Annotated in this window: 19 protein-coding genes and 10 pseudogenes; 17 read left to right on the top strand and 12 right to left on the bottom strand. The window is 66.9% G+C overall.

What is annotated here, in order from left to right; genetic code table 11:
* Positions 1–25: 25 nt before the first annotated feature.
* From E4U91_RS37630 to E4U91_RS37615, 4 genes are all read right to left on the bottom strand, one after another.
* Positions 26–982: a hypothetical protein gene (locus E4U91_RS37630; protein WP_137311473.1), complete on the bottom strand. Its 957-nt coding sequence runs from the start codon at positions 980–982 to the stop codon at positions 26–28.
* A gap of 228 nt (positions 983–1,210) precedes the next feature.
* A complete protein-coding gene (locus tag E4U91_RS37625; protein WP_137304608.1) occupies positions 1,211–2,080 on the bottom strand; it encodes an IS5 family transposase in 870 nt (289 codons plus the stop codon).
* A gap of 259 nt (positions 2,081–2,339) precedes the next feature.
* A complete protein-coding gene (locus tag E4U91_RS37620; protein ID WP_137311472.1) occupies positions 2,340–3,383 on the bottom strand; it encodes a sigma-70 family RNA polymerase sigma factor in 1,044 nt (347 codons plus the stop codon).
* Positions 3,373–3,744, bottom strand: coding sequence for a hypothetical protein (locus tag E4U91_RS37615; RefSeq protein ID WP_137311471.1), 372 nt, complete (start codon positions 3,742–3,744; stop codon positions 3,373–3,375). The genes E4U91_RS37620 and E4U91_RS37615 overlap by 11 nt, the downstream gene beginning before the upstream one ends.
* A gap of 625 nt (positions 3,745–4,369) precedes the next feature.
* Between E4U91_RS37615 and E4U91_RS40095 the strand changes: the two genes are divergently transcribed.
* The gene (locus tag E4U91_RS40095; RefSeq protein ID WP_422070958.1) at positions 4,370–4,708 is read left to right on the top strand and encodes a helix-turn-helix domain-containing protein; all 339 of its coding nucleotides are present in this window, start codon (positions 4,370–4,372) and stop codon (positions 4,706–4,708) included.
* A 390-nt stretch (positions 4,709–5,098) separates the two neighbouring features.
* Here E4U91_RS40095 and E4U91_RS39500 read toward each other — a convergent pair.
* A pseudogene (locus tag E4U91_RS39500) lies at positions 5,099–5,318 on the bottom strand (SARP family transcriptional regulator); the annotation flags it as partial.
* A 519-nt stretch (positions 5,319–5,837) separates the two neighbouring features.
* Here E4U91_RS39500 and E4U91_RS37595 point away from each other — a divergent pair.
* Together E4U91_RS37595 and E4U91_RS37590 are read left to right on the top strand one after the other, a co-directional pair.
* Positions 5,838–6,254 carry an SRPBCC family protein gene (locus E4U91_RS37595; protein WP_137311470.1) on the top strand — a complete coding sequence of 139 codons (417 nt, stop codon included), beginning with the start codon at positions 5,838–5,840 and terminating at the stop codon, positions 6,252–6,254.
* Positions 6,254–6,682 carry a MarR family winged helix-turn-helix transcriptional regulator gene (locus tag E4U91_RS37590; RefSeq protein ID WP_137311469.1) on the top strand — a complete coding sequence of 143 codons (429 nt, stop codon included), beginning with the start codon at positions 6,254–6,256 and terminating at the stop codon, positions 6,680–6,682. The genes E4U91_RS37595 and E4U91_RS37590 overlap by 1 nt, the downstream gene beginning before the upstream one ends.
* Positions 6,683–6,904: 222 nt before the next feature.
* Here E4U91_RS37590 and E4U91_RS37585 read toward each other — a convergent pair whose 3' ends face one another.
* Both E4U91_RS37585 and E4U91_RS40090 read right to left on the bottom strand, forming a co-directional pair.
* Positions 6,905–8,137, bottom strand: a complete 1,233-nt coding sequence (locus tag E4U91_RS37585) for a hypothetical protein (RefSeq protein ID WP_241678980.1) — start codon at positions 8,135–8,137, stop codon at positions 6,905–6,907.
* A gap of 141 nt (positions 8,138–8,278) precedes the next feature.
* Positions 8,279–8,506: pseudogene (locus E4U91_RS40090) on the bottom strand (transcriptional regulator); the annotation flags it as partial.
* A 187-nt stretch (positions 8,507–8,693) separates the two neighbouring features.
* Here E4U91_RS40090 and E4U91_RS39490 point away from each other — a divergent pair.
* Positions 8,694–8,783: pseudogene (locus tag E4U91_RS39490) on the top strand (alpha/beta hydrolase); the annotation flags it as partial.
* A 61-nt stretch (positions 8,784–8,844) separates the two neighbouring features.
* On the opposite strand, the gene E4U91_RS37570 reads toward E4U91_RS39490, so the two are convergent.
* Positions 8,845–9,659 (bottom strand): IS5 family transposase gene (locus E4U91_RS37570; RefSeq protein WP_168218332.1). Its coding sequence is split into 2 segments (ribosomal slippage): positions 8,845–9,317 and positions 9,317–9,659, totalling 816 coding nucleotides; the frame shifts between segments, so codons are not numbered across the junction.
* Positions 9,660–9,739: 80 nt separating this feature from the next.
* Here E4U91_RS37570 and E4U91_RS37565 point away from each other — a divergent pair.
* The 6 genes and pseudogenes from E4U91_RS37565 to E4U91_RS37540 form a co-directional block, all read left to right on the top strand.
* Positions 9,740–10,251 (top strand): annotated as a pseudogene (locus E4U91_RS37565) (IS5 family transposase); the annotation flags it as partial.
* A gap of 1 nt (position 10,252) precedes the next feature.
* A pseudogene (locus E4U91_RS40085) lies at positions 10,253–10,303 on the top strand (hypothetical protein); the annotation flags it as partial.
* Positions 10,304–10,349: 46 nt separating this feature from the next.
* A pseudogene (locus E4U91_RS37555) lies at positions 10,350–10,736 on the top strand (Mur ligase domain-containing protein); the annotation flags it as partial.
* Positions 10,652–10,969 (top strand): annotated as a pseudogene (locus E4U91_RS37550) (transposase); the annotation flags it as partial. The pseudogenes E4U91_RS37555 and E4U91_RS37550, both read left to right, overlap by 85 nt.
* A gap of 137 nt (positions 10,970–11,106) precedes the next feature.
* Positions 11,107–12,057, top strand: coding sequence for an SDR family NAD(P)-dependent oxidoreductase (locus E4U91_RS37545; RefSeq protein ID WP_137311468.1), 951 nt, complete (start codon positions 11,107–11,109; stop codon positions 12,055–12,057).
* Positions 12,058–12,437: 380 nt separating this feature from the next.
* Positions 12,438–12,809 (top strand): hypothetical protein, encoded by a 372-nt coding sequence (locus tag E4U91_RS37540; RefSeq protein WP_137311467.1) that lies wholly within the window; start codon positions 12,438–12,440, stop codon positions 12,807–12,809.
* A gap of 482 nt (positions 12,810–13,291) precedes the next feature.
* On the opposite strand, the gene E4U91_RS37535 is transcribed toward E4U91_RS37540, so the two are convergent.
* From E4U91_RS37535 to E4U91_RS37525, 3 genes are read right to left on the bottom strand one after another with little or no spacing between them, the layout of a single operon-like run.
* A complete protein-coding gene (locus tag E4U91_RS37535) occupies positions 13,292–13,693 on the bottom strand; it encodes a DUF6009 family protein (RefSeq protein ID WP_137311466.1) in 402 nt (133 codons plus the stop codon).
* Positions 13,690–15,225 (bottom strand): DNA primase family protein, encoded by a 1,536-nt coding sequence (locus E4U91_RS37530; protein WP_137311465.1) that lies wholly within the window; start codon positions 15,223–15,225, stop codon positions 13,690–13,692. The genes E4U91_RS37535 and E4U91_RS37530 overlap by 4 nt, the downstream gene beginning before the upstream one ends.
* A complete protein-coding gene (locus E4U91_RS37525) occupies positions 15,222–16,334 on the bottom strand; it encodes a bifunctional DNA primase/polymerase (protein WP_137311464.1) in 1,113 nt (370 codons plus the stop codon). Before E4U91_RS37525 ends, E4U91_RS37530 begins: the two co-directional genes overlap by 4 nt.
* 818 nt (positions 16,335–17,152) lie before the next feature.
* Here E4U91_RS37525 and E4U91_RS37520 point away from each other — a divergent pair.
* A pseudogene (locus tag E4U91_RS37520) lies at positions 17,153–17,970 on the top strand (IS5 family transposase).
* 743 nt (positions 17,971–18,713) lie between these two features.
* Here the strand turns inward: E4U91_RS37520 and E4U91_RS37515 are convergent.
* Positions 18,714–19,228, bottom strand: a pseudogene (locus tag E4U91_RS37515) (hypothetical protein); the annotation flags it as partial.
* A 58-nt stretch (positions 19,229–19,286) separates the two neighbouring features.
* Here E4U91_RS37515 and E4U91_RS40080 point away from each other — a divergent pair.
* The 6 genes and pseudogenes from E4U91_RS40080 to E4U91_RS37490 all read left to right on the top strand — a co-directional run.
* A pseudogene (locus E4U91_RS40080) lies at positions 19,287–19,367 on the top strand (IS5/IS1182 family transposase); the annotation flags it as partial.
* Between the two features lie 131 nt (positions 19,368–19,498).
* Complete coding sequence (locus E4U91_RS37510; protein WP_137311462.1) at positions 19,499–19,744, top strand: hypothetical protein; 246 nt, start codon at positions 19,499–19,501, stop codon at positions 19,742–19,744.
* 928 nt (positions 19,745–20,672) lie between these two features.
* Positions 20,673–20,963, top strand: a complete 291-nt coding sequence (locus tag E4U91_RS38375) for a hypothetical protein (RefSeq protein WP_168218327.1) — start codon at positions 20,673–20,675, stop codon at positions 20,961–20,963.
* A 195-nt stretch (positions 20,964–21,158) separates the two neighbouring features.
* The gene (locus E4U91_RS37500) at positions 21,159–21,500 is read left to right on the top strand and encodes a hypothetical protein (RefSeq protein WP_137311461.1); all 342 of its coding nucleotides are present in this window, start codon (positions 21,159–21,161) and stop codon (positions 21,498–21,500) included.
* Between the two features lie 251 nt (positions 21,501–21,751).
* A complete protein-coding gene (locus E4U91_RS37495; protein WP_137311460.1) occupies positions 21,752–21,985 on the top strand; it encodes a phosphopantetheine-binding protein in 234 nt (77 codons plus the stop codon).
* A complete protein-coding gene (locus E4U91_RS37490) occupies positions 21,982–23,226 on the top strand; it encodes a beta-ketoacyl-[acyl-carrier-protein] synthase family protein (protein WP_137311459.1) in 1,245 nt (414 codons plus the stop codon). The genes E4U91_RS37495 and E4U91_RS37490 overlap by 4 nt, the downstream gene beginning before the upstream one ends.
* Positions 23,227–23,237: the final 11 nt, after the last annotated feature.

Genomic DNA, 23,237 nt, shown 5'->3' with positions numbered 1-23,237 from the left:
AATCGGAGTTCGAAGAAACTGGCGTTCAAATTCGCACTAAAATCATTCCTGCCAATCGGTCGGACAGATCGCTTGGTGGCAGGGTGCCGTTCATGACAGGCTCCACGTATTCCGGAAGTCGTCTCCGCAACCCATTCAAAATGTGAGGGTAGTAGGGAGTGCGGAAATGGCCGGTATCGCGTGGAGTCGCCGGGAAGACAAGTGTTTCCTCGTTGCTGATCGCCGGACGCTCAGGGGCTACCGCCGAGAACTGTCCCCGACGCATCCTCGAAACTACTTCGAACATCATTTTCGCGATTTCGCGCGGTCCGTGTTGAGGGGTGACGAGGAACTCGCGAAGGGGCGGGTCAAGTGACCTGATGTTAAGGTCTTGAATGAGGGGTTTCGTCGAGACGTTTCGGTCGACGGCGTCTTCGAGTGGAAACCCGTCACGGAAGGCATCCTCTGCCGCGATCGACGGCGTGTGAAACCGCAGGTGATCGGCGGCCAGCGCAGGTAGCAGGAGGGTTCCAGCCCGCTCGCACCGCCGACAGTGAGGATCCTTACCTGAGCAGGCGGGGCACCACGAGTTGGAGTCCCGCCTGTATTGCGTGTCCCCGCAGTAGAGCATATAGGCAGCGGGGAGATTGAACTCGCGGGCAGTCGTGAAGAGGTCATTCATCTGTTGACCCGTGCTTTTGGGATACTTGAAATCGACGGTTAATCCCGTTTTGGTCTGCTTCATTTTTTTAGCTTGAACGATAATACCGAAGCACTCGCCGGTAAGGTCCACGAACCACCACAGCCAGTCTGCCCCGATCGCCTTTTCCTGGCGACGGTTGAATGGCGCATACGGGACGTCGGGCCAGGCAGCCATTAGGAGTCGCTCGGTTGCAGATTCCTCGCCCCAGTTGTGCTCTCGTCGGGCGCTTTCCGATACATAGGAGTCAACAGCCTGCCGACCGCGCGTAAAGGCGGTAAGGAGAATGTCAGACTTCGACATGTTTGTCTCGCCTCCGGGGGTGTGCAAGGGGCCGCCCTTCTATGGGCTCCCGTGCTGCGGATCGATCGAGCAACCCTAGCCGGACAGCAGGCGACAGGCCGCCCTCGATCTGCTGCTAGATGCCGGGCGCAAGGCCGTCAGGAACCCGCTCCTCGCAGTGGCCGCAACGGCGATCCGAGGCGCGGGTTGAGACTTCAGGGGTCTCAGAGGTCGTTTTCTCCCGTTGTTTCATCCCGTAATCGGTTGTTTCGCGTCCTTCCTCGGGTCGCGCCAGGAGATCGTGTTCTCGCCGGTGAAGCGGCGGGCCATGAGGTCTGTCATCGCGATATGGATCACGGCTTCGGATCGGCTGGGAAGGGTTTCGTAGTCGCGCGCGAGGCGGCGGTGGAGCATGAGCCAGCCGTAGGTCCGCTCGACCGCCCACCGTTTCCGGATCGGGGTGAAACCCCTGGTCCCAGGCTTGCGGGCGGTGATTTCCATGTCGATGCCGAGGGTGGCTGCGTGCTCGACGAGGTGCTGACGGTAGCCGCCGTCGACCCAGACCTTGCGGATCCCGGGGTGGTCGGCGGCGACCTGGTCCAGGAGCCGGGCGCCGGCGATGGAGTCCTGCACGCTCGCCGCGGTGACCAGCACGGCGAGGAGAAGGCCGAGCGTGTCGGTGACGATGTTCCGCTTCCTGCCAACGATCTTCTTGCCCGCGTCGATGCCCTGACCGGAGGCCGGCACGCTGGTCGAGGTCTTCACGCTCTGGGCGTCGATCACGCACGCTGAAGGCTCGCCCGCCCGCCCTTCCTTCTCTCGCAGCAGCTGCCGGAGCAGGCCATTGAGCTGGGCGAACACACCCTCGTCCGCCCACTTGGCGAAGTAGCCGTAGACGGTGTTCCAGTGCGGGAAATCATGCGGCAGGTAGCGCCACTGCACCCCGGTGCGATCCACGTACAAGATCGCGTCCATGATGTCGCGCAGGTCGTGTTCGGGCGGCCGGCCGAAGTCCAGGGCTCGGCCGCGGCGCTCGAAACGCCAGGCCGCAAGGACCGGCTCGATCAACTCCCAGCGCGCATCGGACAGATCACTCGGATACGGACGTCGCTTCGCCATGCCTCCGACGTACCGCTCCAGGCGGAGTGCGCCCAGGCGCATAGCGGCGACAGTCGAAGCACACACGACTGCGAAGGCCGGGCATCCTGGGATGAGACAGGATTATGTCTCTCTCTGCCTCATCCGCAACCCCGCCCGCCTCATAGATATCGGCCGCCTCCGCCACCTCACCTGAACCACAACCCGACACTTCGAGACTCCACCGATAAGTGGGCAGTGAGGGTGAAAACGACCTCTAAGAGCCTGTCGTCGGAGGTGCTCACGACCCGTCAGTCCGCCCGCGCTTACTGCCGTATTCGGGCAGGCCCAGCTTGACGCGCAGGCGCTCCCTGCCGCGGCGCAGGTGATGGCCGACAGTGCGCTCGTCGATTCCCAAGTACCAGGAGATCTTGGAGGTGGGATAGCCGAGCAGGTAGCGCAGCACAATCACTTCGAACTGGCGGTTGGGAAGTTCCGCGATCGCCTCGTACAAGCCGGAGCTGGACTCCAGCATCCGCAGCTTGTTTCGCGCATCTGTCAGAACATCGGCGATGGGGCTCTTGGTGGCGAATGCCGGCTTCAGACGGTCGCGCACGACCCGTCGTACGATCGCCCATGCGCCTTGTTCGAGGCTCTTCGAGGTCAGCAGTTCCGGCCAGGCCGCAAGGATCTCCAAGAAGGCCGTGTGCACGATCTCCTGGGCGGTCTCATGCGTACCGAAGTGGGCTTCCGCGTACGCGTGGAACGCCTCCTGGTAGCCGAGGTAGAAGGCCTCGAAGTCCAGCGGCAGTCCCTCACCGGGCTCTGGAGGCCGGTCTCGCTTTTGGGCGTCTCTGCGGTTTACGTGAGCCTCGGCGGCAGGTTCCCCTGGAACACCTGCCGGAACTCCGTCGAGTGAGCCGAAGTGGTCTTTCGAAATGCCACGCGCTGCCGCGGTCTCCGCATCCCTCAGCCCGATCGCATGGAATGAATCGGTGAACTCCTCGACGGGGCTTACGGCGTCTATCACGTCCTGCGGGGCGTATACCACGCCCCGGTCCGCCTCCTGCTTTTCCCGCCGCAGGTGGTCGATCATCCTTCTCTTCACGACTTGGTACAGGTACGGCGTCGGGTCGCGCGGGCGCTCCTGTTCCTGCCACAACCTCCATAGGTTCGCGAACGACGTTGACACGATGTCGCTGGCATCCGCTGGCGAGAACCCACGTCGCGTCACATAGGTGGTCAGCTTGTCCTGGTGGTCGCGATAGAGCTGCTCGAACTCCGACCACGGAGCCCCACCCGACGGCGGGGCTCCGTGTCGGCCATTCCGGCTCTCAGACGCCATGCTTCTCGTTCTCGGGGTCCGACTCCTTCGCGCGGGCCTCCGGCACTCCCGGCGTTTGCTGGGGGTCCTGACCCTTCTGCGCCGGGGCCTCGCTGTCGCCCCGGCCGTTGACGCGCCATGACACAGTGAACGAGCCGTTGGACGGCAGAGCCCTATACAACGCCGTACTCACCATGGCCACAAGCTGGAAGCCCAGACCCCAGACAGCGCCGGTGTTGGCGTGATCGACAACCTTCTCCAGTGTGGAGCCGGTACTCACGTAGTGCTGTGCTGCCTCCGTAACCACGACAGCCGCCGCCGTGGACCACCTTCCGGCGCGACGGACCACGCCGTCCTGCTGCGCAAAGTTCCTCGCGGACATTCTTCGAAAACCTCGCAAGAAGTGGATGAACTAGGACAACCGAAGTGGCCCCCGGGCTCCGGGCAGGTCGCCGACGAGGGTCCACATGTCCAAAGAGCACAGTTACAAAGAGTTGCGCAACAAGCACGTGATGTTCGTGACGATGTAACAAAACGGGCATGCCAAACGCACTTGCCAGCGGCTATCGCCGTCTGGCAAGTGCGCCAGGCCGCGGTGGTTGTCCTGCAGTTCGGTCGTCGGCGACTCTTTGCCCGGAGCCCGACTCGGAAGCTGCATCCACCTCTGCTCGGGGGAAAGACCCCGTCGCACCCTATACCACGCGAGGGAGGCCGGGATTACCAACTGGCAACCCGACACTTTGCGAACTCTTTACTCGCGCCACTAGCGAGCTGGTGCGTGATAGCGATTGAGGGGTGATCGCGTGAGGATGGAATGATCCAGCCCGTGGTGATCATGGTCAACCGGGACGTCCTCGCGCATCAGCTGTTCACGGCATCTCCCGGCAGCATCTGGCCTGGTTGAGGAGTTGGCCGACCCGTGGCAGGGCGTGGTCGAGGGTCACCGTCACAGGGCGCGCGGCGGGACCAGGAAACGTGAGGCGGGGGCGGGTGCCAGGCATCGTCTGGTGTTCGTCGACCGGCTGGTCGTCACGCTGATCCACCTCCGGCACGATCTCCCGCATTCCGTCCTCGCCCTGTTGTCCGGTGTCGACCGTTCCACTGTCACCCGTGCGATCGGAGAGATACGCGGGCTCCTGGCCGAGCGTGGATGCGCAGTCCCCGTCCGTCCTGGCCTGCGGCTGCGGACCCTGGCGGATGTGTTCGCCTATGCCCAGGCCGAGGGCATCGAGCTGCGGCTGGTCGTGCAGGGCATGTCGCAGCAGGCGCGGGACGGTGCGAGCACGCAGGAACTGCGGCGCGTGGCCCGGCTCGCGATGAACGCCTGGCCGGAGCCGTCCGCGTGAGGCCACCGGCCGCTCGGAGAGCAGTTCCCCGGGTCAGTCCTGGGGCATTGTGTCGCCGGTGCGGCACAGACGTGCCACCACATGCGCATATCTCTCGTCGAACCGCAATGCCCGGAAGGCAGCGTCCAGTTCGTGTTCCAGGGTGCGACTGGCGCGCGTCCACAGGGCCAGCCCGGCGTCGGTGACCGTGACATGGCTGGTCCGCCGGTCGCAGGGCCAGGCCGTCCGGGCCGTCCAGCCGACCGCTCCAGGTGGGTGAGCATCCGGCTCGCCGCGGAGACGCTCACGCCCAGTCGCCGGGCGAGACCGCTGACAGTCACGGAGCCGGGACACGCCCGAGCCCACACATACGACGCGAGTGCGCGGTGGAGGCGGGCCCCGCGCGCACTCGTCGCGTCCGGCGCGCAGGGCGTAGCCGGGCCCGTCGGTGACCAGCAGCGCGAGGCGCCTGGCGCGGCGGGCGGCCGGGTTCCAGGCAGCGGCGCAGGCGGCGACGAAGGTGCTTAGCGCGCCCCACGGCGCCGGCGGGGGGCCATTCCTCCAACAAGTCGGCCACCAGTCGGTCGACCGGAACGACACGGCCGCCAGCGACGATGAGCCTGCCCAGCACTTTCGCGCCTGGCACGGCGGGCCGCAAGCGAGGCGGCCGAGCGGTGCTGGACGAACGCCGGAGAGTTGAGCGTACGCATGCCGTACGAATTGCGTACGCGCGCGAATACGGGGATTTCGCTGGGCCAGTCCCGCGGAGGACCGAGGGGCCGGGGCCCACTCCCTCACGGCGCGCTCCGCGCGCATCGGCCGTAATACAACCCGGCCGGGCACTTCGCAGCGCCTTCCGTCTGCCGCCGCTCGTGCTCTCACATAGCCCCACGTCGTGCCGGTCGGTCCACCGCTGCGGTCCACCGCTGCGGCCGCGCCGCCCACCGGGGTCCGCCGCTGCGGGATTCGCAGTTCGGTCGCCCCCGCTTGCTCGTCCCGCTTGCTCGTCTCTGTCACAGTCCACCCCGGTCGCTGGCCGCCGCGCAGGGTGGGTGATCGCGGGCATCGCGAGATGGAGTTCGTGCTTCATTGGACAGATAGCCTTTGCGCACATAATCTGTGCACAGATCAATAGCCGGGGGGACCACTCATGTGGGAGTACGAGCACAGCATCGAGACCGACGCCGCCGCCGAGGCAATCTGGCGCCTCTGGGCCGACGTTGAGAACTGGGGCGCCTGGAACGCCGAGATCGAAAAGATCGAGATGAATGGACCGTTCGCGACGGGCACGCAGATCACGATGACGCCGCCCGGGGACAACCCTGTTCTGCTGCACATCGCCGAAGCAGTCGAAAACGAACTGTTCATCGACGAAGCGCGCTTCAACGGCCTGCTGCTGCGCACCACCCACCGGATCGACCAGATCGACCAGAACCGGATCCGCGTGGTGTACCGGATGGAGATCACCGGAACCGGCGCCGACGAGGCCGGCCCGCAGATCGGTCCGGGCATCACCGCCGACTGGCCCGAGACGATGGCCTCGCTGGCCGAACTGGCTCTTCGCTGATGCCCCTCAGCCCCGGCGACAGCCCCGGATTCCTGCTGTGGCACGCCACCCTGCGGTGGCAGCGCGACATTGCCGCGGCCCTGGCCCCGCTCGATCTCACCCACGTGCAGTTCGTACTGCTCGCCTGCACCTGGTGGCTCAACACGAAGGGCGAGCACCCCAACCAGCTGGCCCTCGCCCGCCAGGCAGGCACCGACGTCAAGATGACCTCCCAGGTACTACGCATCCTGGAACGCAAAGGACTCATCGAGCGCCGAGTGGACCCAGTCGATACCCGCGCCAGACGACTGCGCGTCACCGACACCGGCGCCGACCTGGCCCCACGCGCGATTGCCGCCGTTGAGGGCGCCGACGCGCGGTTCTTCCAACCGGTGCCCCTCGACGACGCGGTAGCTCTGCTCGGCCGTCTGGCCCATCCCGAAACCTAAGATGGCCTCACCGACAACCGAGAACCAACTGCCGAACTGACATGGCAGGGGCGATGGCCCGCGCGACCACGTCGCGGGCCAATTCGGTCCTGGCTCGGTCGCCTGCAGTTTCCCTCCGGTGCACACGGGCGAGTGCTGGCACGGCCAGACGGCCGATGTTCCTTGTCGGACACGCTGGTGGCCTCATCCTCCCGCCAGCGAACCGCAGGGAGAGGGCCGGAGTCAGTCGAGCGCCGCTTCGAGCATCCGCAGGTGCCACCTGACCGGGCCGAACGACACCAGGCCGCTACCCGCGCCGGCGTTCTCGCCTTCCGCCGGCGCCAGTTCCTCGCGGGCTCGGCGCAGGACCGGCACGTGTCCGATCGCGGCCGCCGCCCGGGCCAGGGCGCACCACAGGGCCTCTTGGAGGAGGTCGTGCGGGGGCCGGGGCACCGTCGACAGCGCTTCACGGGCTCGGTCGGCGGCGCCTGCGGCTGCCAGCAGCAAGGGGTCGAGCCAGGGGCGGTAGGGGCCTGCGTCGATGTGGGCGAAGTCGTCGGGGCCGGGGAGGCCGTTGCCCCGCATTGCGGGGACCAGCGCGACGAGGGCTGCAGCTGCCTGGGTGAGTCCGGGCATGCCGGCGTCCGCGGTCCGGGCGAGGAGGTCCAGGTAGCGGGGGCGGGCCGCCGTCCAGCCGTCCGTCTCGCACACCCGCAGGGCCCGGTACCAGGCGGTGAACACACCGGCCAGCGGGCGTTCATTGCGCCGGGCGAGGCGGTCGGTCTCCTCGGCCTGCTCGTCGGCCGCCGCCAGGTCGCCGAGCGCGCACAGGGCCTGCATGCGGACGATGCGCCCCAGCACCTCGTGCGAGGGCAGCTGATGCTCCACGGCTAGCGCCGTGATCTCGGCGCCCAGCGCGTTGCGGGAGGCCGCCGCGCCGCACGTGCTGAAGGACTGCATGAAGGCGCCGTTGAGGGCGAACGCCAGCAGCGCCGGGTCCTGCAAACGTTGCGCGAGGCGCACGGCCTCCTCGGCGGCGCGCTCGCCGCGCAGGCGCCAGGGTTCGGCGCCGGGGGGCCGGGCCGCGCGCGGGAGCGGGGCGTCCGCAGCGGCGTCGCCACGCGACTCGACGGCGACGACCGCCAGCAGCCGGGCACACAGCGCGGCCGGTCCGTCGGGGCCGAGCCGGGCGGCGGTGCGGGCCGCAGCGCGGGCCAGTCGGCCGGCGTCCTCGGAGTCGTCGGCGCGGGGCCACGCGGCGGGGACGTCGTAGGAGCCGATGATGCGCGCGGCCAGTTCGGGGTCCCCGGTCGCCTCAGCGGCCGCGACCAGTTCCCGCCGGTGCTCGCGCGCCTCCGTGAGGCCGTCGGCGCCGGTGACCGCGAGGTCGCGCAGCAGCCCGGCAGTGGCGTGCAGGCGGGCCCGCGCGCGGGCGGGGACCGAGCGATCCCAGGCGGCGGCCGTGCGCTCCCACACGCTGCCCGCGATCCCGGCCGGCTCGGCCGACCCTGCGGGGTGTGGCGGAGGCGGGCCTCGGTGCGCGCCAGGGCGGCGCCGGAGCCTGCACCGAGGGTGCGGGTGAGGATCTCGCGGGCGTGGCGCTGGGCCTGCAGGGCCTCACCGCGCCGGCCGGAGCGTTCCAGCGCCCAGTCGTCGGCCTTGTCGGCTTCCCGGGCGGCCGCGGCCCACAGCCGTCGCAGTGGCCGGGTGGGCAGGCCCAGGGCGCGGGTGACGCTGAAGGTGATCTCCCAGGGCGGGTAGGAACGCCTGGTTCATGCCGCACACGAGGTCGGGGGCCTTCACGGCCAGCGGGTGAAAGGGGCAGTTGCGCAGCCGGAGCTCCGCGACGGTCCGCAGTGTCTGCGAGGCCAGGCCGGCCTTGCCCACCGCCTCGACACCGCGGACCACCGTCAGCAGCCGGACGCCCGGGCCCGGCCGGAGACGACCGAGCGGCGTCAAGCGGCGGTGGCCCGTTGCCGGCCGCCAACCCCTTCAGGGGCGCCGCAACCAACTCCGATTAACGGCGCCCGCCGACCACACCGTCGTCTGTCCCGACCTGCACGGCTACGGCGCCAGCGGCAAGCCCGCCGGGAACAGCCCGGAGGTGGGCGGCAAGCGCACCGAGCGTGTGACTGCGCGAGTGACCGGCCTTCCTGCTCCATAGCCTCTATTAAGACCGTGTCCTACATGGTCAGTTTGAGGAGCCGCTTGTAACAGCAGAGTGCGGCTGCCAGTCCGAGAAAGGCCAGGTAGTTGCGGGGGTGGCGTTCGTAGCGGTGGTTGAGGCGGCGGTATCCGGTGAGCCAGGACATGGTGCGTTCGATGACCCATCGTCGACGACCGAGCCGCTCGCTGGAGTCGATGCCTTTGCGGGCGATACGGACGCCGATGCGCTTGCCCCACAGCCATCGCCGCAGGTGAGGGATGTCGTATGCCTTGTCTGCGTGAAGCCGCACGGGCTTGGAATCGGTCGCGTGGGATTCGTGTCCCATGTGGAAGTGGGACAGCATCGGCTTCAGGGCGAGGCTGTCGTGGGTGTTGGCCGCGGAGAGTCCGACGCGTAGGGGCAGTCCGTTCGCATCCGACAGGACGTGCATCTTGGAACCGGGCTTACCCCGGTCCACGGGGCTCGGACCTGCAAGTTCGCCCCCTTTTTAGCACGGACGTGAGCGGAGTCGAGGACAGCGGGCGACAGGTCGACGAGGTTCTGGCGGTCCAGGAGCTCGAGCACCTTCTGGTGCAGTCGTCCCCACACACCGGCCCGGGACCAGATGAGAAACCGGCGGTGCACGGTCGACTTCGACGCCCCGAAACATGGCGGCAACGCCCGCCAGGCACAACCACTGACCAGCACGTAGATGATCGCGGCGAACACCGCCTCGTCATCGATGTTCGCGACCCCGCCGCCCTGCGGCCGCACCCGCGCCGGCGGCAACAGTGGCCTGGCGATCTCCCACAGGCCCTCTGGCACGATCCATCCCCACCGCCCACTCCCCATAACCAGTCGAACGACCAATTGACCATGTAGGACACGGTCTAAGACCGTGTCCTATGTGGCGGGTTGTCGTTGTTCCGGGCATGGGGCGGGGTACGTGGAGTTGGATTGTTCCGGACGGGTTGTGGGAGATCGCGAAGCCGCTGATCCCGCCGTCGAGAGTGCGGCCGCAGGGCGGCGGAACGCAGGACACGCCTGATGAGACGCTGTTCGCGGCCATCATCTACGTCCTGGTGAGCGGCTGCGCCTGGCGCCAACTGCCGCCCTGCTTCGGCATATCGAAGTCGACGGCCCACCGCCGCTTCCTGATCTGGTCGAGAGCCGGCGTCTGGGGCCGCCTCCACGAGGCCGTACTGCACCAACTCGACGACGCCGGCCTCATCGACGTCACCCGCGTCGTCCTCGACACCGCCCACGTCCGCGCTAAAAAAGGGGCGAACACACAGGTCCGAGCCCCGTGGACCGCGGCAAGCCGGGTTCCAAGATGCACATCCTGTCGGACGCGAACGGACTGCCCCTCCTCGTCGGCGTCTCGGCCGGCAACACGCACGACAGCGAAGGGCTGAAGCCCATGGTCCAGGGTCACCTGCGTCGTCGTGGCGTCGGCCATCCGCCAGGACAATCCGGAGCTGGTCCGCGCGGCCGAGCTGGGCATCCCCGTGGTGCACCGCTCCGACGCCCTCGCCGCCCTGCATGGCCCCCGGCATCCCCTCCCCCTTCGACCGACCGCACTTCATCGGCATCGGCGGGGCCGGGATGTCCGGGATCGCCAAGATCCTGGCGCAGCGCGGCGCCCGGGTGGCCGGCAGCGACGCGAAGGAGTCGGCCACCGCCGACGCCCTGCGCTCCTTCGGCGCCACCGTGCACATCGGGCACGCCGCCGGGCACCTCGCCGACGACGCGCATGGAGGGCCGCCGCGCCATCGCCGTCGCCGGCACCCATGGCAAGACCTCGCGATCGGCGGCGACCTCGACGCCCCCGGCTCCAACGCCCACACCAAACGAGACACGACCCTGATCGAGGCCGCTACTTCAAGCCCCAGCGGCTGCACGCAGACAAGGCCTACGACCGCGCTGATCTGCGAAAATGGTTACGCGGCAAACGCATCGGAGTACGGATCGCACGCAAAGGCATCGAGTCCAGCGAACGATTGGGCCGCCGCCGCTGGGTCATCGAGCGGACGATGTCCTGGCTGTCCGGCTACCGACGCCTGAGCCCTCGCTACGAACGCGATCCCCGCAACTACCTGGCCTTTCTCGGCCTCGCCGCCGCCCTGTGCTGCTACAAACGACTCCTCCGCCTCACCACATAGGACACGGTCTAAGGGGTGTCGGAAGTCTGTCAGCAGTGTCCGTGATCTGTCGGCGGTATATCGGTGGAGGTTGCGACCTTGGGCGGGTTGGTGCTCTCCATGAGCACGCTGCCCCAGAGCGCTAGGAGCCTGTCATCGTGTCTTCCGCATCCCAGAGTCGACTGTGGGACGTTCACCGGCTGCCGTCTGCCGAGGGCAGGATCTTCCTGGTCACTGGGGGTAACGCCGGGATCGGCTACTTCACCGCGGAGCAGCTCGCCGCCACCGGCGCCGTCGTCATACTCGGCAGCCGGGACGCCGCGAAGGCCAAGGCCGCCATCACCTCGATCCGCTCGCGCGTCTGCGGCGCGCACGTGCGGCACCTTCAACTGGACCTCGCCGACCTGTCGTCCCTGAAGACCGCCGTGGACAGGCTTGACCTCGATCAACTCGACGCGGTGGTCCACAACGCAGGGGTCGCGCTCGACGACCTGCCGCGCCGAGAGACCAAGGACGGCCACGAGCTCATGTTCGGCACCAACCACCTCGGCCACTTCGTGCTCACCCAGTGGCTGGCTGCCCTGCTGTCCGCGGCCCCGGCGGGCCGCATCGTGACCGTCGGAAGCTTCGCGGCGCGGTCCGAGCGACTGGACCTGGGAGACCTGCAGTCGACCCAGGACTATCGGCCCAAGCGCACCTACGGCCGATCGAAGCTGGCGCAGATGTGCTTCGGTTTCGAACTCGATCGCCGCCTGCGTACTGCCGGCAGCACGGTGCTCAGCGTGGTGGCCCACCCCGGCGGCGCACTGGACTCCCTCACCCCGTCCCGCCCGCCGGTACACGCGGCAACCCCCGGTGAGCGGCTGCGAGCCCTGCCCACCGGGCTCTTGGTGCAGGGCAAGGACGCCGGAGCATGGCCCGTCGTCCGTGCCGTCCTCGACCCGGAGGTGCAGGGAGGACAGCTGTGGGGGCCGAGGGTCTTCGGCCTGCGCGGCGACCCACGGCGTGAGCCCGTCCCCTCTCACATGGCCGACCCAGCCGTCGCCGCTCGCCTCTGGGCCGCCAGCGCTGAGCTGGCCGGCACCGATCCGCACCTCGGCTTTCGGTAGGCCAAAGCCGCACCCAGGACGCTGTCCGGTGACCAAGTGCCATGTCCGGCCCGCACAGGGCGCACCTGCCGAACACTGTCCTGCCCCGGCAGGTCAGGGAGCGCCGAGCCGTCCACGCCGCCGGACGCTCCCTTGACGTCACCCGCCGGGACTGACCAGCAGCGGCAGGACTCAGCCATTCGCACCGATTGCGCTCAGGGCAATGACGTAACCGCCCCGCTGATGCGCGCTTGCCACCTGGCGAAGCTCAGTGAGGGACGGCGGGACGGGCTAGGTGAGCTGTGCTGAGATTGGCGTAAACACGCTCGGCCGTCTGGTCGATTCTTGACGCGTGCACGACTATTGCCGCGCTACGCAAGAGTCTCACGGATGACGGAGCGATGATGATCACCAAGGCTCTACGTAAAGCCAGTATCTCAAGTGCCTGCGCCCTGCTGGCTGCGTCCGCTGTCATCGCCGCAGCCCCCACGGCCGACGCGGCGACCACCACGCACTGCACAGTTGGAAACAGCAGTGCCCTAGCGAACGGCTACCCCCTCAACTACGTCCGCACCAGCCGGACCTACTGCCCAGACTTCACCGACAGCGGGGCCCCCTACACTCTCGTCATAGACCGACTGGGCATTCTGATCATGGACCCTTGGGGGCAGTCCTCCAGCATCTGGTACAACGTGACGGCCACCTGCGGCTCCGTCAGAGAGGACCCCGGCGGCATCCTGTACTTCAACTCCTGCACATACCGCAGCACCTGACCTCATGGTGCAGTTCCGGTTGCCGGTGCTCGTCGTCGGCGGCCGGACCTGCATCCGCACGTGCGAGCGCAGCAATCCTGGGGTGCTGTAAGCCGGGAGGTCTCAGCAAGTCGGTCGACAGTGCCCATCGTCTCCGAGCTCGCCGTGCAGTTGGAGAGCTGCGCGGCGAGCTCTTCGACCTAACAATGGCACTGCTGATCATCACCGGGGCCCCGGGCGGGGCGAGAGTGTCCGGCCCCCGCTGAACGGTGAGCCCACCCCGCAGTAGGTGGCTGCGTGCGTCGCCGCCAAGGACCACGCACGTCCTCTCCGGTGGCCAGCTGCGTGGAGAGGGCGCGTGGTGGGTCCCGTTTGGACACAGGCTGCATTCCAAGGGCAGGCCCGCGGACCGGACGGCGGGTAGCCGACGAGGACGTCGACGAGGCCGAGGTGGATCTTGTGCCGTCGGCACCGTACAGGCCGGGGCGCATGTTCGTGCTGGGTCAGAGGGGGAGGGTTATGCCGAGTTCCTGCATGGCGGTGGAGGGGGGTCCGCCTTCGGAGCGTTCGGTTTTGTAGCCCTTGACGCGGGGCTGGAGGGTGCGGGGGTCGACTGCTTCGGCGGGTGCGCTCTTGGCGTAGAGGCCGTCGGGTTCGCTGTCGCGGTCGTGGGGTTGGAGCCAGAAGACGCGGCGGCGGAAGGTTCCGGAGGCGCGGGAGGCTTTGGCGTCGGCGTCGAGGATGGCGTAGCCGACCATGCGGCCGGGGCGGTGGTAGGGGGGCTTGCCTTTGCGGGTGGGCAGGCGGTCCAGGCTCTGGCGGACGTAGTCGAGCTGGTTGATGTCTTCCAGCCATACGAGTTCGGCCTCGTGGCTGATCTCGTCCGCGCTGATGAGGGAACTCATGCCTGCGGGTCCCTTTCCTCGTCGGTGAGCAGTCCGATGCCCGGGTAGTACTTGCGGCTGTTGGACAGGATCATTTCCTTGGGGGAGGCCAGCCCGACGAGTTCCCGGGTGCGGGCGGCGAACGCGCGTGAGGACATGACGGGTGCGGCTTCATTGTTGCACCAGGTCCTGTAGGCGGCGTAGAGCGTGGTCTGTTCGGCGCGCAGGTCGGGGGCGAGGCGGCAGCATTCGTCGTAGAAGCGGCCGGTGTGGTCTTCGGTCTCGGCGTAGGCGGTGGTGGCGATGCGTACGCGTCCGGGGCCGGTGAGGTCGCGGTCGCTGGCGAGGTAGCGGCGGGCGCCGTCGATGAGCCAGGCGAGGATGCCGGGGCCTTCTTCCATGACGAGGAGGTCGGCCAGGTTGTCGATCTTGCGGTCGTCGGGGACGACGCGTTCGAAGGGGATCAGGCGCATGCGGCGCCAGAACGCGAAGCCGCCGGTGCCGACTTCGGGTTTGTGGTTGCCCAGTAGCCAGAGCTTGTGGGTGGGTTCGAAGCTGAAGGGGTCCTGGCGCATGCGGCGGGCCTTGATGCGGTCGCCCCCGGTGAGGTGCTTGACGCGGGCTTCGTCGAACTTGTCGTCGGGGCGGATCTCGGAGCAGACGTAGATGCGCCGGCCGTGGAGTTCGGCGAGGTCGGTGGGGTGGCCTTCGAAGGGCTTGGCCATGAGGAAGCCGGGTGGGGCGGCGTCGGCGTAGTCACCGAGGAGCTTCATCATGACGTCCAGCAGGACGGACTTGCCGTTCTTGCCCGTTCCCCACAGGAAAGGGAGGATCTGGGCTCCGACATCTCCGGTGATCGAGTAGCCGAGCAGCAGGTGCAGATAGTCGATCATCTCGCGGCCTTCGGCGTCGTCGCCGAAGGTGTCATCCAGGAAGCGCGTCCAGCGTGGAACGGGGGCGGGTCGGGGGCCGACGGTGGTGGAGCGGGAGTGGAAGTCCTTGTTGGGGTCGGGGGCGGTCAGCAGTCCGGTGCGCAGGTCGACGACGCCGGCGGGGGTGCACAGGGCGTAGGGGTCGGCGTCGAGGCGGTCGGCGTTGAGGACCATGCCGGGTGCGGACTTGGCCTGGGAGAGCATGGCGTTCATGCCGGTGGTCGACATGGCGCGGGTGCGGTGTTTGTGCAGGGCTGTGGTGGTGTACAGGCCACGTGGGTCGTGGGAGGCGATGTGTTCGGCGAGGTCACCGGCGGCCCACAGCACGGAGTCTTCTTCGTCCATCTGCCAGCGGGTGCCGTCCCACCGGTACCAGCCGATCTTCGGCACGTAGCGGTAGTCGTTGTTGTAGAGCTGGATGAAGAGCTTGGCGTTGCCGCGGTCAGTGAGGGTGTCCGGCAGCAGCCCGTTCGCGGTCGCCTCACCGGCGGTCTGGCTGGCGGAGGGCCGTTCGGCGGCGCTCTGGGCGGGCAGCGGGACGGCGGCGGCCTGGCTGCGGATCTGGGCGGCGACGGCTTGGGCGTTGAACTCGAAGAGCGTCTCGTTGCCGGGGGAGGTCATGGGCGCCTCCCCGTGGTGTGGAGCGGCTTCTTCAGTCCTGCCTCGAGGCCGCTGCGGATGATCTGTTCGATGCGCTGCTCCTGGCCCGGGCGGGCGGCCTGGGCTGTGTCTCGCAGAGCCTGTACGGCTTCCTCGCGGGGCAGGCGCCCAGCAGCGGCCAGGCCGCCGAGGGTGTAGGCGGCGCGGTTGAGGATGTCGGAGAAGCCTGCGCCTTCGGCGACCTGGCCGCAGGCCTCGACGGGGCCCAGGACCGCGGCGAGGGTGCGCTCGGTGCGGCCGCGGCCGCCGCCGGCAGCGTAGACGGCTTGCTGGGCGCGTGCGGGAACGGGCCTGGGGGCGGGAACGCTGGGTGTGGGCCGGTGCCCGGTGCGGTCGAGCTCGTGGGCCAGCCATTCCGGCAGGGGGGCCGGTTCGCGGCACTCCCCCAGCGGCGTGTAGCTGCCGTGCTGGGTCTTGGTCCCGGGAGCGATGATGTAGCTGCCATGGGCCCGGATGTCGACCTGCCAGGCCAGGGCCCGGCCTGGGCTGGATCCGACAGAAGACAGCCAGCGCCGTGCCCCTGTGGCCCGGTACCAGACGTGCAGGCCTCCAGAGGGAGTGCGCACTTTCAGCGTGGTGATGTCCTCGGCCGGGCTCACCTGGCCGCGCAGCGCGGCGAGGACCGCCAGAGTGTGGAAGCCGTTGGCAAGACCAGTCAGGTCGACCCGGTCGCTGATGCGGATGCCGGGCAGGATCCGGTCCCTGGCCGGGGGCTGGGCGGCGTGGGCGTCGATGTCGATGACGACCAGGCCGGCCGGGCCGCAGGAGACGCCGACCCCGAACTCGGGGTTCTGGCCCCACCACTGGTCTATGCGGGACTGCCTGAGGGTGGCCGCGTGGAAGCTGTGACACCACCGGCCGGCCGTCAGACAGGCGCAGTTGGCCGGGGTATGCGGTTGCTCGCGGCACGTGCTGCAGTTCGCGGCCGGAGTCTTGCGCCCTGGAGCAAGAGGGTGGACCGGCCAGCTCCGGCGGGCGCACCACTGTGCCGTGACCCTGGAGGCAGCGACGGAAAAGTCCTGACCGGGATCGGCTGAGTCGCTGGCAGAAAGGTGCAGGTCAGAGGGCATCTTGTTCTCCTCTCAGCGACCGAAGCGACTCAACGACGGACACAGACTAGCGAACGAGGCGGGGGTGGTCGCGCAGCACATGCGAAACGTCAGTGCTGCCGTGTTGACGACGGGACCGGTGCTGGGGCGCTGTCAGCGACCGAGAGGACCAGCAGCGACTAAGGAGGAGTTCGGTCACTTAAGTCTCTGCGGTGAAAAGCGGCTGGTCAGAGGCTCGTGAGACGCAGATCAGCGACTGAAGCGACTGAAGCTTGCTATTTGTAACGCACACGTACAGAGCCTGGAGAGGCAGGTATATGGCGAAGTTGAGTCGCTTCAGTCGCTGCGGAGTCCATGAACCCATGCTGACCTGCAGGTTTACAGGCGCATGTCTGGAGCGACTGAAGCCCTGCTTGGTAGCTGACGGTTTGGTCGCTGCCCGGCTCCTGCAGCGACCCAAGCGACCGGAGCGACCGAACTTCGGGCAAGTCGCATACGCAGGACATGAGAAGCCGGCCGGTCCCTCACGGTGGCCCCAATCCACTGGTGGTGGCATTGCTGACGACCAGGGCGGTCCGGCCGAGTTCCGCACTGAGGCGCCCAGGCTGCCCGCCCCCAGCCCGGGCACTGGCTTCTGCGGCGCGACCTCCCCGACCGGCGCCCGGCCCAGTTGCGCTGGTCTACGGATGCAGAGTGCAAGCCGAACTGGTGAGGTACTGGGCGGGTCGGTCACCCCATTGGGCGGCTTCTGGTCACAGCTGCGGGCGTATGCGGCTTACTGGCTCTAACAAAAGCGCGTGATCATGTGACTGTCGGCTTGATCGTTCGTTGATGCGGGCATGGGGAAGCGTCAGTCGCGGCCGTGGATCGTGTCGGACGAACTGTGGTCGCTGATCGAGCCGTTGCTGCCCGAGCCGCCGCCGAAGCAGGTTGAGGGACGGCCGCGGGTGCCTGACCGGCAGGCCCTGTGCGGCATCCTGTTCGTCCTGCACAGCGGCATTCAGTGGGAGTACTTGCCCCAGGAGCTGGGCTTCGGCTCGGGCATGACGTGCTGGCGGCGTCTGGCGGCCTGGAACGAGGCCGGCGTCTGGGACCAGCTGCACCAGCTGCTGCTGAACAAGCTGCGGTCGAAGAACCAGCTGGACTGGTCGCGGGCGGTGATCGACTCCTCGCATGTCAGAGCGGCTCGGCGAGGCCCAAAAGCGGACCCAGCCCGGTCGACCGCGCACGGCCGGGCAGCAAGCACCACATCCTCACCGACGGCCAGGGCATCCCGCTCGCGGTGTCGCTGACCGGCGGCAACCGCAACGACGTCACCCAGCTCCTTCCGCTGCTTGACAAGATCCCAGCGGTCGCGGGAGTCGTCGGCCGGCCCCGACGCCGCCCGGACATGCTCTTCGCCGACCGCGGCTACGACCACGACAAGTACCGCTGGCTCCTTCGCAAGCGGGGCATCCGGCCAGTGATCGCCGAACGAGGCCAGCCTCACGGCACCGGCCTTGGGACCTTCCGGTGGGTCGTCGAGCGGACCATCTCCTGGCTGCACGGCTTCCGCCGCCTGCGCATCCGCTGGGAACGACGCGACGACATCCACGAGGCCTTCCTCGGCCTTGCCGTCTGCCTGATCACCCACCGACACGTCCAAAGGCTTTGTTAGGGCCACTTAGAGTGATGTAGGCGTACGCCTCCCCCGCGCGCGGCGCCCTCGTTCAGGACCGGGTGGAGAACGTGCACAGCGTCCCCTGCGTCAGCGCGAAGCGGGGCAAGGAAAAACCAAGTTCTGCGTGCAGGGCTGCCAGCATCCTTTGCTCCCGGATCAGTTCGGTGTCGTCCGGGTCGACGAGGCGTGCAGGTCCAGTGCCTCGGGTATCGCGCAGGAGCGCTCGACGTGCGTCCCCCCTACGGTGAACGCGTACAGCTCATCGCCCCGTTCGGCAACAGAGAGGTGAAACGCGGCCGGGTGCCCCTCCGGGGAAGAGCCCGCCACACCCAAACAACACGGCCAAAGGAGGACGCGGCCGCTGCTGAAGACTGGAACAGCTCGCTCATACGGCGCTGGGAGTGGCGGGGAGCAGGGCCAGCGGCGGTACGCGTACCTCTGCGCGACCGGCCCGGCGGCCTCCGGCAGCAGGTGCGGCTAGGAGGGCACTCAGGTGACGTGGGGCCACCGGTTCGGGCACTCGTGGCCGCCGAGGCATGCTGGCTGACCTCTAGCCCTTGAGCAGACAGAATGAGATCCGCCGCGGTCTTCGTCACCATTCACGTCGAAGTGTCTTTCGCTGGATCAAGCCGCGGACAGGTGCCGTTCGGCATGATGCGGGCTGAGCCGGGCCGCCTAAGAGCTGTCCCGCAATGATCGTGTGGAACGGCGTGGCGGGCGGATGTCGATTGGCGGTGGAGTCAGTCCAGGCCGGTCGCCCATGCCGTCAGCGCGGCGAAGTCGTCGACGGCAAGGCCGCATCGGGGGTCGATCCGGTGCAGTAGGGCGGGACCATTGTGGTGTTCGTTCACCCAGGTGCGCTTCGCCTCTGTGATCTCGTAGTCGATCCAGGCGAACGCTCGGCCCTTGGCCCACGCGACGGTCTCCGGCGTCTTCCAGAACACACTGCCGCCCGGCTCGGCCGGTGAGGACCAGGGAATGAAGGGCAACTCGGGCAGTCCCAGGACCGGCGCGACGAAAGTGTTGGCTTTTTCCTCCCCCGTCGTCACCCAGACGAGGTCGAAGGGATGCGCGTTCAACGCCGGGCCGTGCTTCGGGTTGAGCCACACGCGCAGCGGTTTCACCGGCTTGTTCGGCAGCCCCACTCAGTCAGCCGACGCCGCTCGGCGGCCTCCCAGCGAGGCGTCAGCAGCCGGTGCGTCTCGTATCCCTCAGGCCGTCGGTGCGGCTTCGCGGCATACGGATCACATCCACCAACAGCACTGGGCGCACCAGTTCACCCCCCCTGATCCTTCCTCGCACGGTACTAGCCGACCACGGTCATTGCGGACGGCGGCTACCGAGGCACCGGCCTGGTCATCCCGCACCGCCACAAACGCGGCCAGACCGAACTTAGGCAGGTCCTGCTCCTCGTGGGACACGTGCGGGCTGCACCGTGCCCGCCACCGTCGGCAACTGGTAGTGTTCATGCGATCACGCTAGGCAACTAGCTGTCATGTGTAGGCAATGGAGAACCGAGGGTTCAATGCGCAAGTTTCAGCAGGTCGTGATCGCAGCAGCAGTGGCGGCTGGCGGCCTGTCCGCTGTCGGTGCCGGAACGGCGGCGGCCGACACCCAGGACAACGGACCGCGAGTGTTGGACGTCTACCGTCCCTACCAGGAGTGCAGCCCGCAGACGGTCTCGGAGAACGACATCCCGATCGGAGTGCTGGGCCTCGGTCAGACTTTGGACACCACCTGCGGCCAGTACAACCGCGCCTTCACTGGCTGAGGTCTACCGACGGTCGGTATGTAGTCCCTTCGGGCTACTCCGGAAGGATCGAGATAATAGCTGGCTGTTGATCTCACTCCGAACTGTCAACTGACGGGTGAGAGCTATTCAGGTGAGGCTAGTATTTCGGGCCGCCGAGCAGAGGATGCCGAGGAGCTGTCGGAGAATGAGGTCAGCTATGACCTCTTCCACCAGCTCCCGGTCCTCCGTCAAGGCCCCGTCTGCCGCCCGCTAATCTGCTAGGAAATATTTCTCTATATTGTGGGCCGACCGCGACAAGATCCGGAATCGTCGACCTCTAATAACTCAGATTCCTTACTGTTTTGAAACGGTGAGGGCTGAGAAGTTCTAAGCGTGGCTATTCAGCCCGCGGCCCAGCCGAGCACTAGGGAGTGACGCCCGGACTCCCGTTAAGGACACGCATCGCAATGTTGAGCATGAAGAAGATCGCGGCCCTCTCTGGGCTCATCGGTGGGCTCGTCGTGGCGTCGACCGGCATCACCTATGCATACACCACAGGAAATCAGGGCAGGTGCACACGGACCCCCGAAGGGGACGTCATCTGTGTACAGCACATTGAAGGTAAGCGGTCTGAAGGCAGCGTGATTCCCCACCAGGAGACCTGCCTACCGGTGCAGTCTGTAACGCTGCCGGCTGCTATGGGAAACGGCACGACACAACTCGGCCCAAAGGTGACGTGTGCTTCTGCCGCGCCAGAAGCACCCTGACAGACGGTCCGCGGAACAACGTCCAGCCGCTTACCTCTAAACGCACGATGACTGAAGCGCCGCTTAGCTCCAATGGAGCTCTCCGGTGAGGCGACGGCGCGACATGAGGGGCGTAAATCCCGAATGGTTACGCATTGCGCGCCTAGAATATGCCTAAGTAGTCGATCCAGGGTGATCCCGGGGAATGAAAGGGGCATGGTATGCGTAAATTTCAGCGCGCTGCGGCCGTAGCGGCGATGGTCGTTGGACTGTCTGCTGCCGGTGCCGGCATCAGCTTCGCTTACGGTAACGGTGACGCGCCTGTACCGGTAACCGCCGTTGCGAGCTCGTCCGCCAACGCCGTTGCTGTCGGTGGAGGTTACTACTTCCAGGCGCAGGAGCAGCCCGCCCAGGCGCAGGAGCAGCCCGCCCAGGCGCAGGAGCAGCCCGCCCAGGCGCAGGAGCAGCCCGCCCAGACCCAGGAGCACGAAGGCTCCGCTCCTAGGCAGTAATAACTAAAAAGAAAAACAGGCCTACAAGCGGTCTCACTAAGCGTTGATGGTTCAGCATGGCTTAGCTGTGCACGGTGCGCTCAGTGATTATTTCGGTGCAGGTAGCGTCCGGGCGCTGAGTTCGCGTCCGGGCGCTACCTGCATCCCGCCCACAGGAAATAACCACCCGATCTGTAACGACGGAGAGGATAAAGCATGTTCCTTTCGCAGAAGACTGCAGCCGCGGCCGCATTCGTGGGAAGTCTCGCTGCCCTCTGCCTCGGCGCTACACATGCAGTTGCTGAGGGAAAAGCAGGTGACTGCCCTACGCGCCAAGAGGGCGTGACATGCGTTCAGAGGGGCGAGTCGTACATCGACGAGGACGGCACCCACGTTATCAAACAGGAACAGCAGTGCGAGACAACGGACCGACCGAACGTCGTCACGCAACAGGACCAACTGTTTGACACCAAGCCTGTCACGGCGGGGGCGAAAGTGGATTGCTCGAATACCGCCAAACTGCCTGAGGGGTTCAGGAGGCCGGACATCGGTATCTGACTGCTTGTAAATGGCTGGTCCAGAAATGAAGGCCGGACCAGTCATTTCGAGCACCAGAGTTTGCGCAGGGACCGCCGCGGCTCGAGGGCGAGCGACGAGCAGTCGCTGCGCCAGCATTCAGTGTACCGATGCATGGTGTCCCAGCACGCCGTTCCGGTACCCCCGTGTAAGTGTCGTCTCGTAGACCGTGACCTCGCGATCGGTGACGCGTTCCTTATAGTTGTCCATCGCGAACAAGGAGCGGTACCAACGTGGAAATCACCGATCGTGTCACGGTTCTCTTGCACAAGCATTTCGGGGTTCGCCTCGATGAGTCCTTTGACGTCCCACTGCATCAGCTGGCGATCGATTCTCTCGCCGCCGAAGAACTGCTCCGGATGGTCGAGGACGAGTGCGCCATCGATATGACCGATGTGACCTTGACCTCCAAGGACACGATCGGCAGCCTGATGGAGATGGTTCGCCAGAAGGCAGCAGTGGCATGACGGCTGTAAAGCGTGAACCCCCAGCAGTCGTTGTGACGGGTCTTGGCCTGGTCACGGCCGCTGGCGTGGGAGTCAAGGAAACCTGGAGCCAGGTCACTACCGCCTCCGTCCCTTCCGGGGTGCGCCGGCCACACACGCTGCAGGATCTCCCCTGCGACTTCATGTACACCATCGGCGATCTCGACATCGACGCTGTACTCGGTGTGGCCAGCTATCGGCTCATGGATCGCTTCGCTCAGCTGGCTGTGGTCGCGGCCAGGGAGGCCGTTGCTGACGCCCGACTCGGCCCTGACACCTGGGACAGCACCCGCGTTGCAGTTGTGATCGGCTCTGCGCATGGAGGTCTAGACTTTTACGACGAGCAGCACCAAGTACTTTTGGATCGTGGCGCACGGAGGGTATCGCCAAGGCTGGCTCCGCTGAGTGTCGTCAACGGAGCCGCGGGCAGCGTCGCTCGGGACTGTGGAACAATGGGGCCCAGTCTTGCAGTAGCCACAGCCTGCTCCTCCGGGACTGACGCGATCGGCACCGCGTTGCATTTGTTGCGTGCTGGAGCCTGCGACATCGCCATTGCGGGCGGCGCGGAGTCCATGTTCAGCCGGGCCTTCTTTGCTGGCGGATGCAACACGAAGGCACTCTCCACATATACAGCGGATCCCGCCAGGGCATGCCGCCCATTCGACGTGGACAGAGACGGCTTTGTGGTGGGAGAGGGGGCAGGAGTGCTGGTACTGGAACGTGCGGAACACGCCCGGGCTCGTTGCGCCCTATCCCGGGCCGTCCTGCGCGGGTACGGAGCGGCCTCGTCCAGCGATGTCTCATCGCCCGTCGCTCCGAGCGAGAAAGGCATTGAGTTGGCGCTGCGTGCAGCGCTGGCCGACGCTGATGTGGATCCTGGCGAGATCCAGCACGTCAACGCACATGGCACGGCGACGGTCATGAACGATTTGGTGGAAGCCACGGTGCTGCATCGCGTGTTCGGAGATGAACCGCTGGTGACGTCGACGAAGGCCATGACCGGCCACACGCTTGGTGCCGCCGGCGGCATCGAGGCTGCCTTCACGGTTCTTGCCCTTGAGGACCAGTTGGTGCCGGCAACGGTGAATCTCAAGACGCAGGATCCTCGCGTGCCGGTCGACGTGGTAGCCCATGCTGCCAAGACAGCCCGTCTGGACTGCGCGGTAAGTACCTCGCTCGGCTTCGGCGGGCATAACGCCGCCCTTGTCTTCACCCGTGTCTGAGCCGGGAGTAA

The organism is Streptomyces lasalocidi (assembly GCF_005280215.1).
GTDB classification, from domain to species: domain Bacteria; phylum Actinomycetota; class Actinomycetes; order Streptomycetales; family Streptomycetaceae; genus Streptomyces; species Streptomyces longwoodensis.
This window is presented reverse-complemented; position numbering and strand designations above follow the sequence as displayed.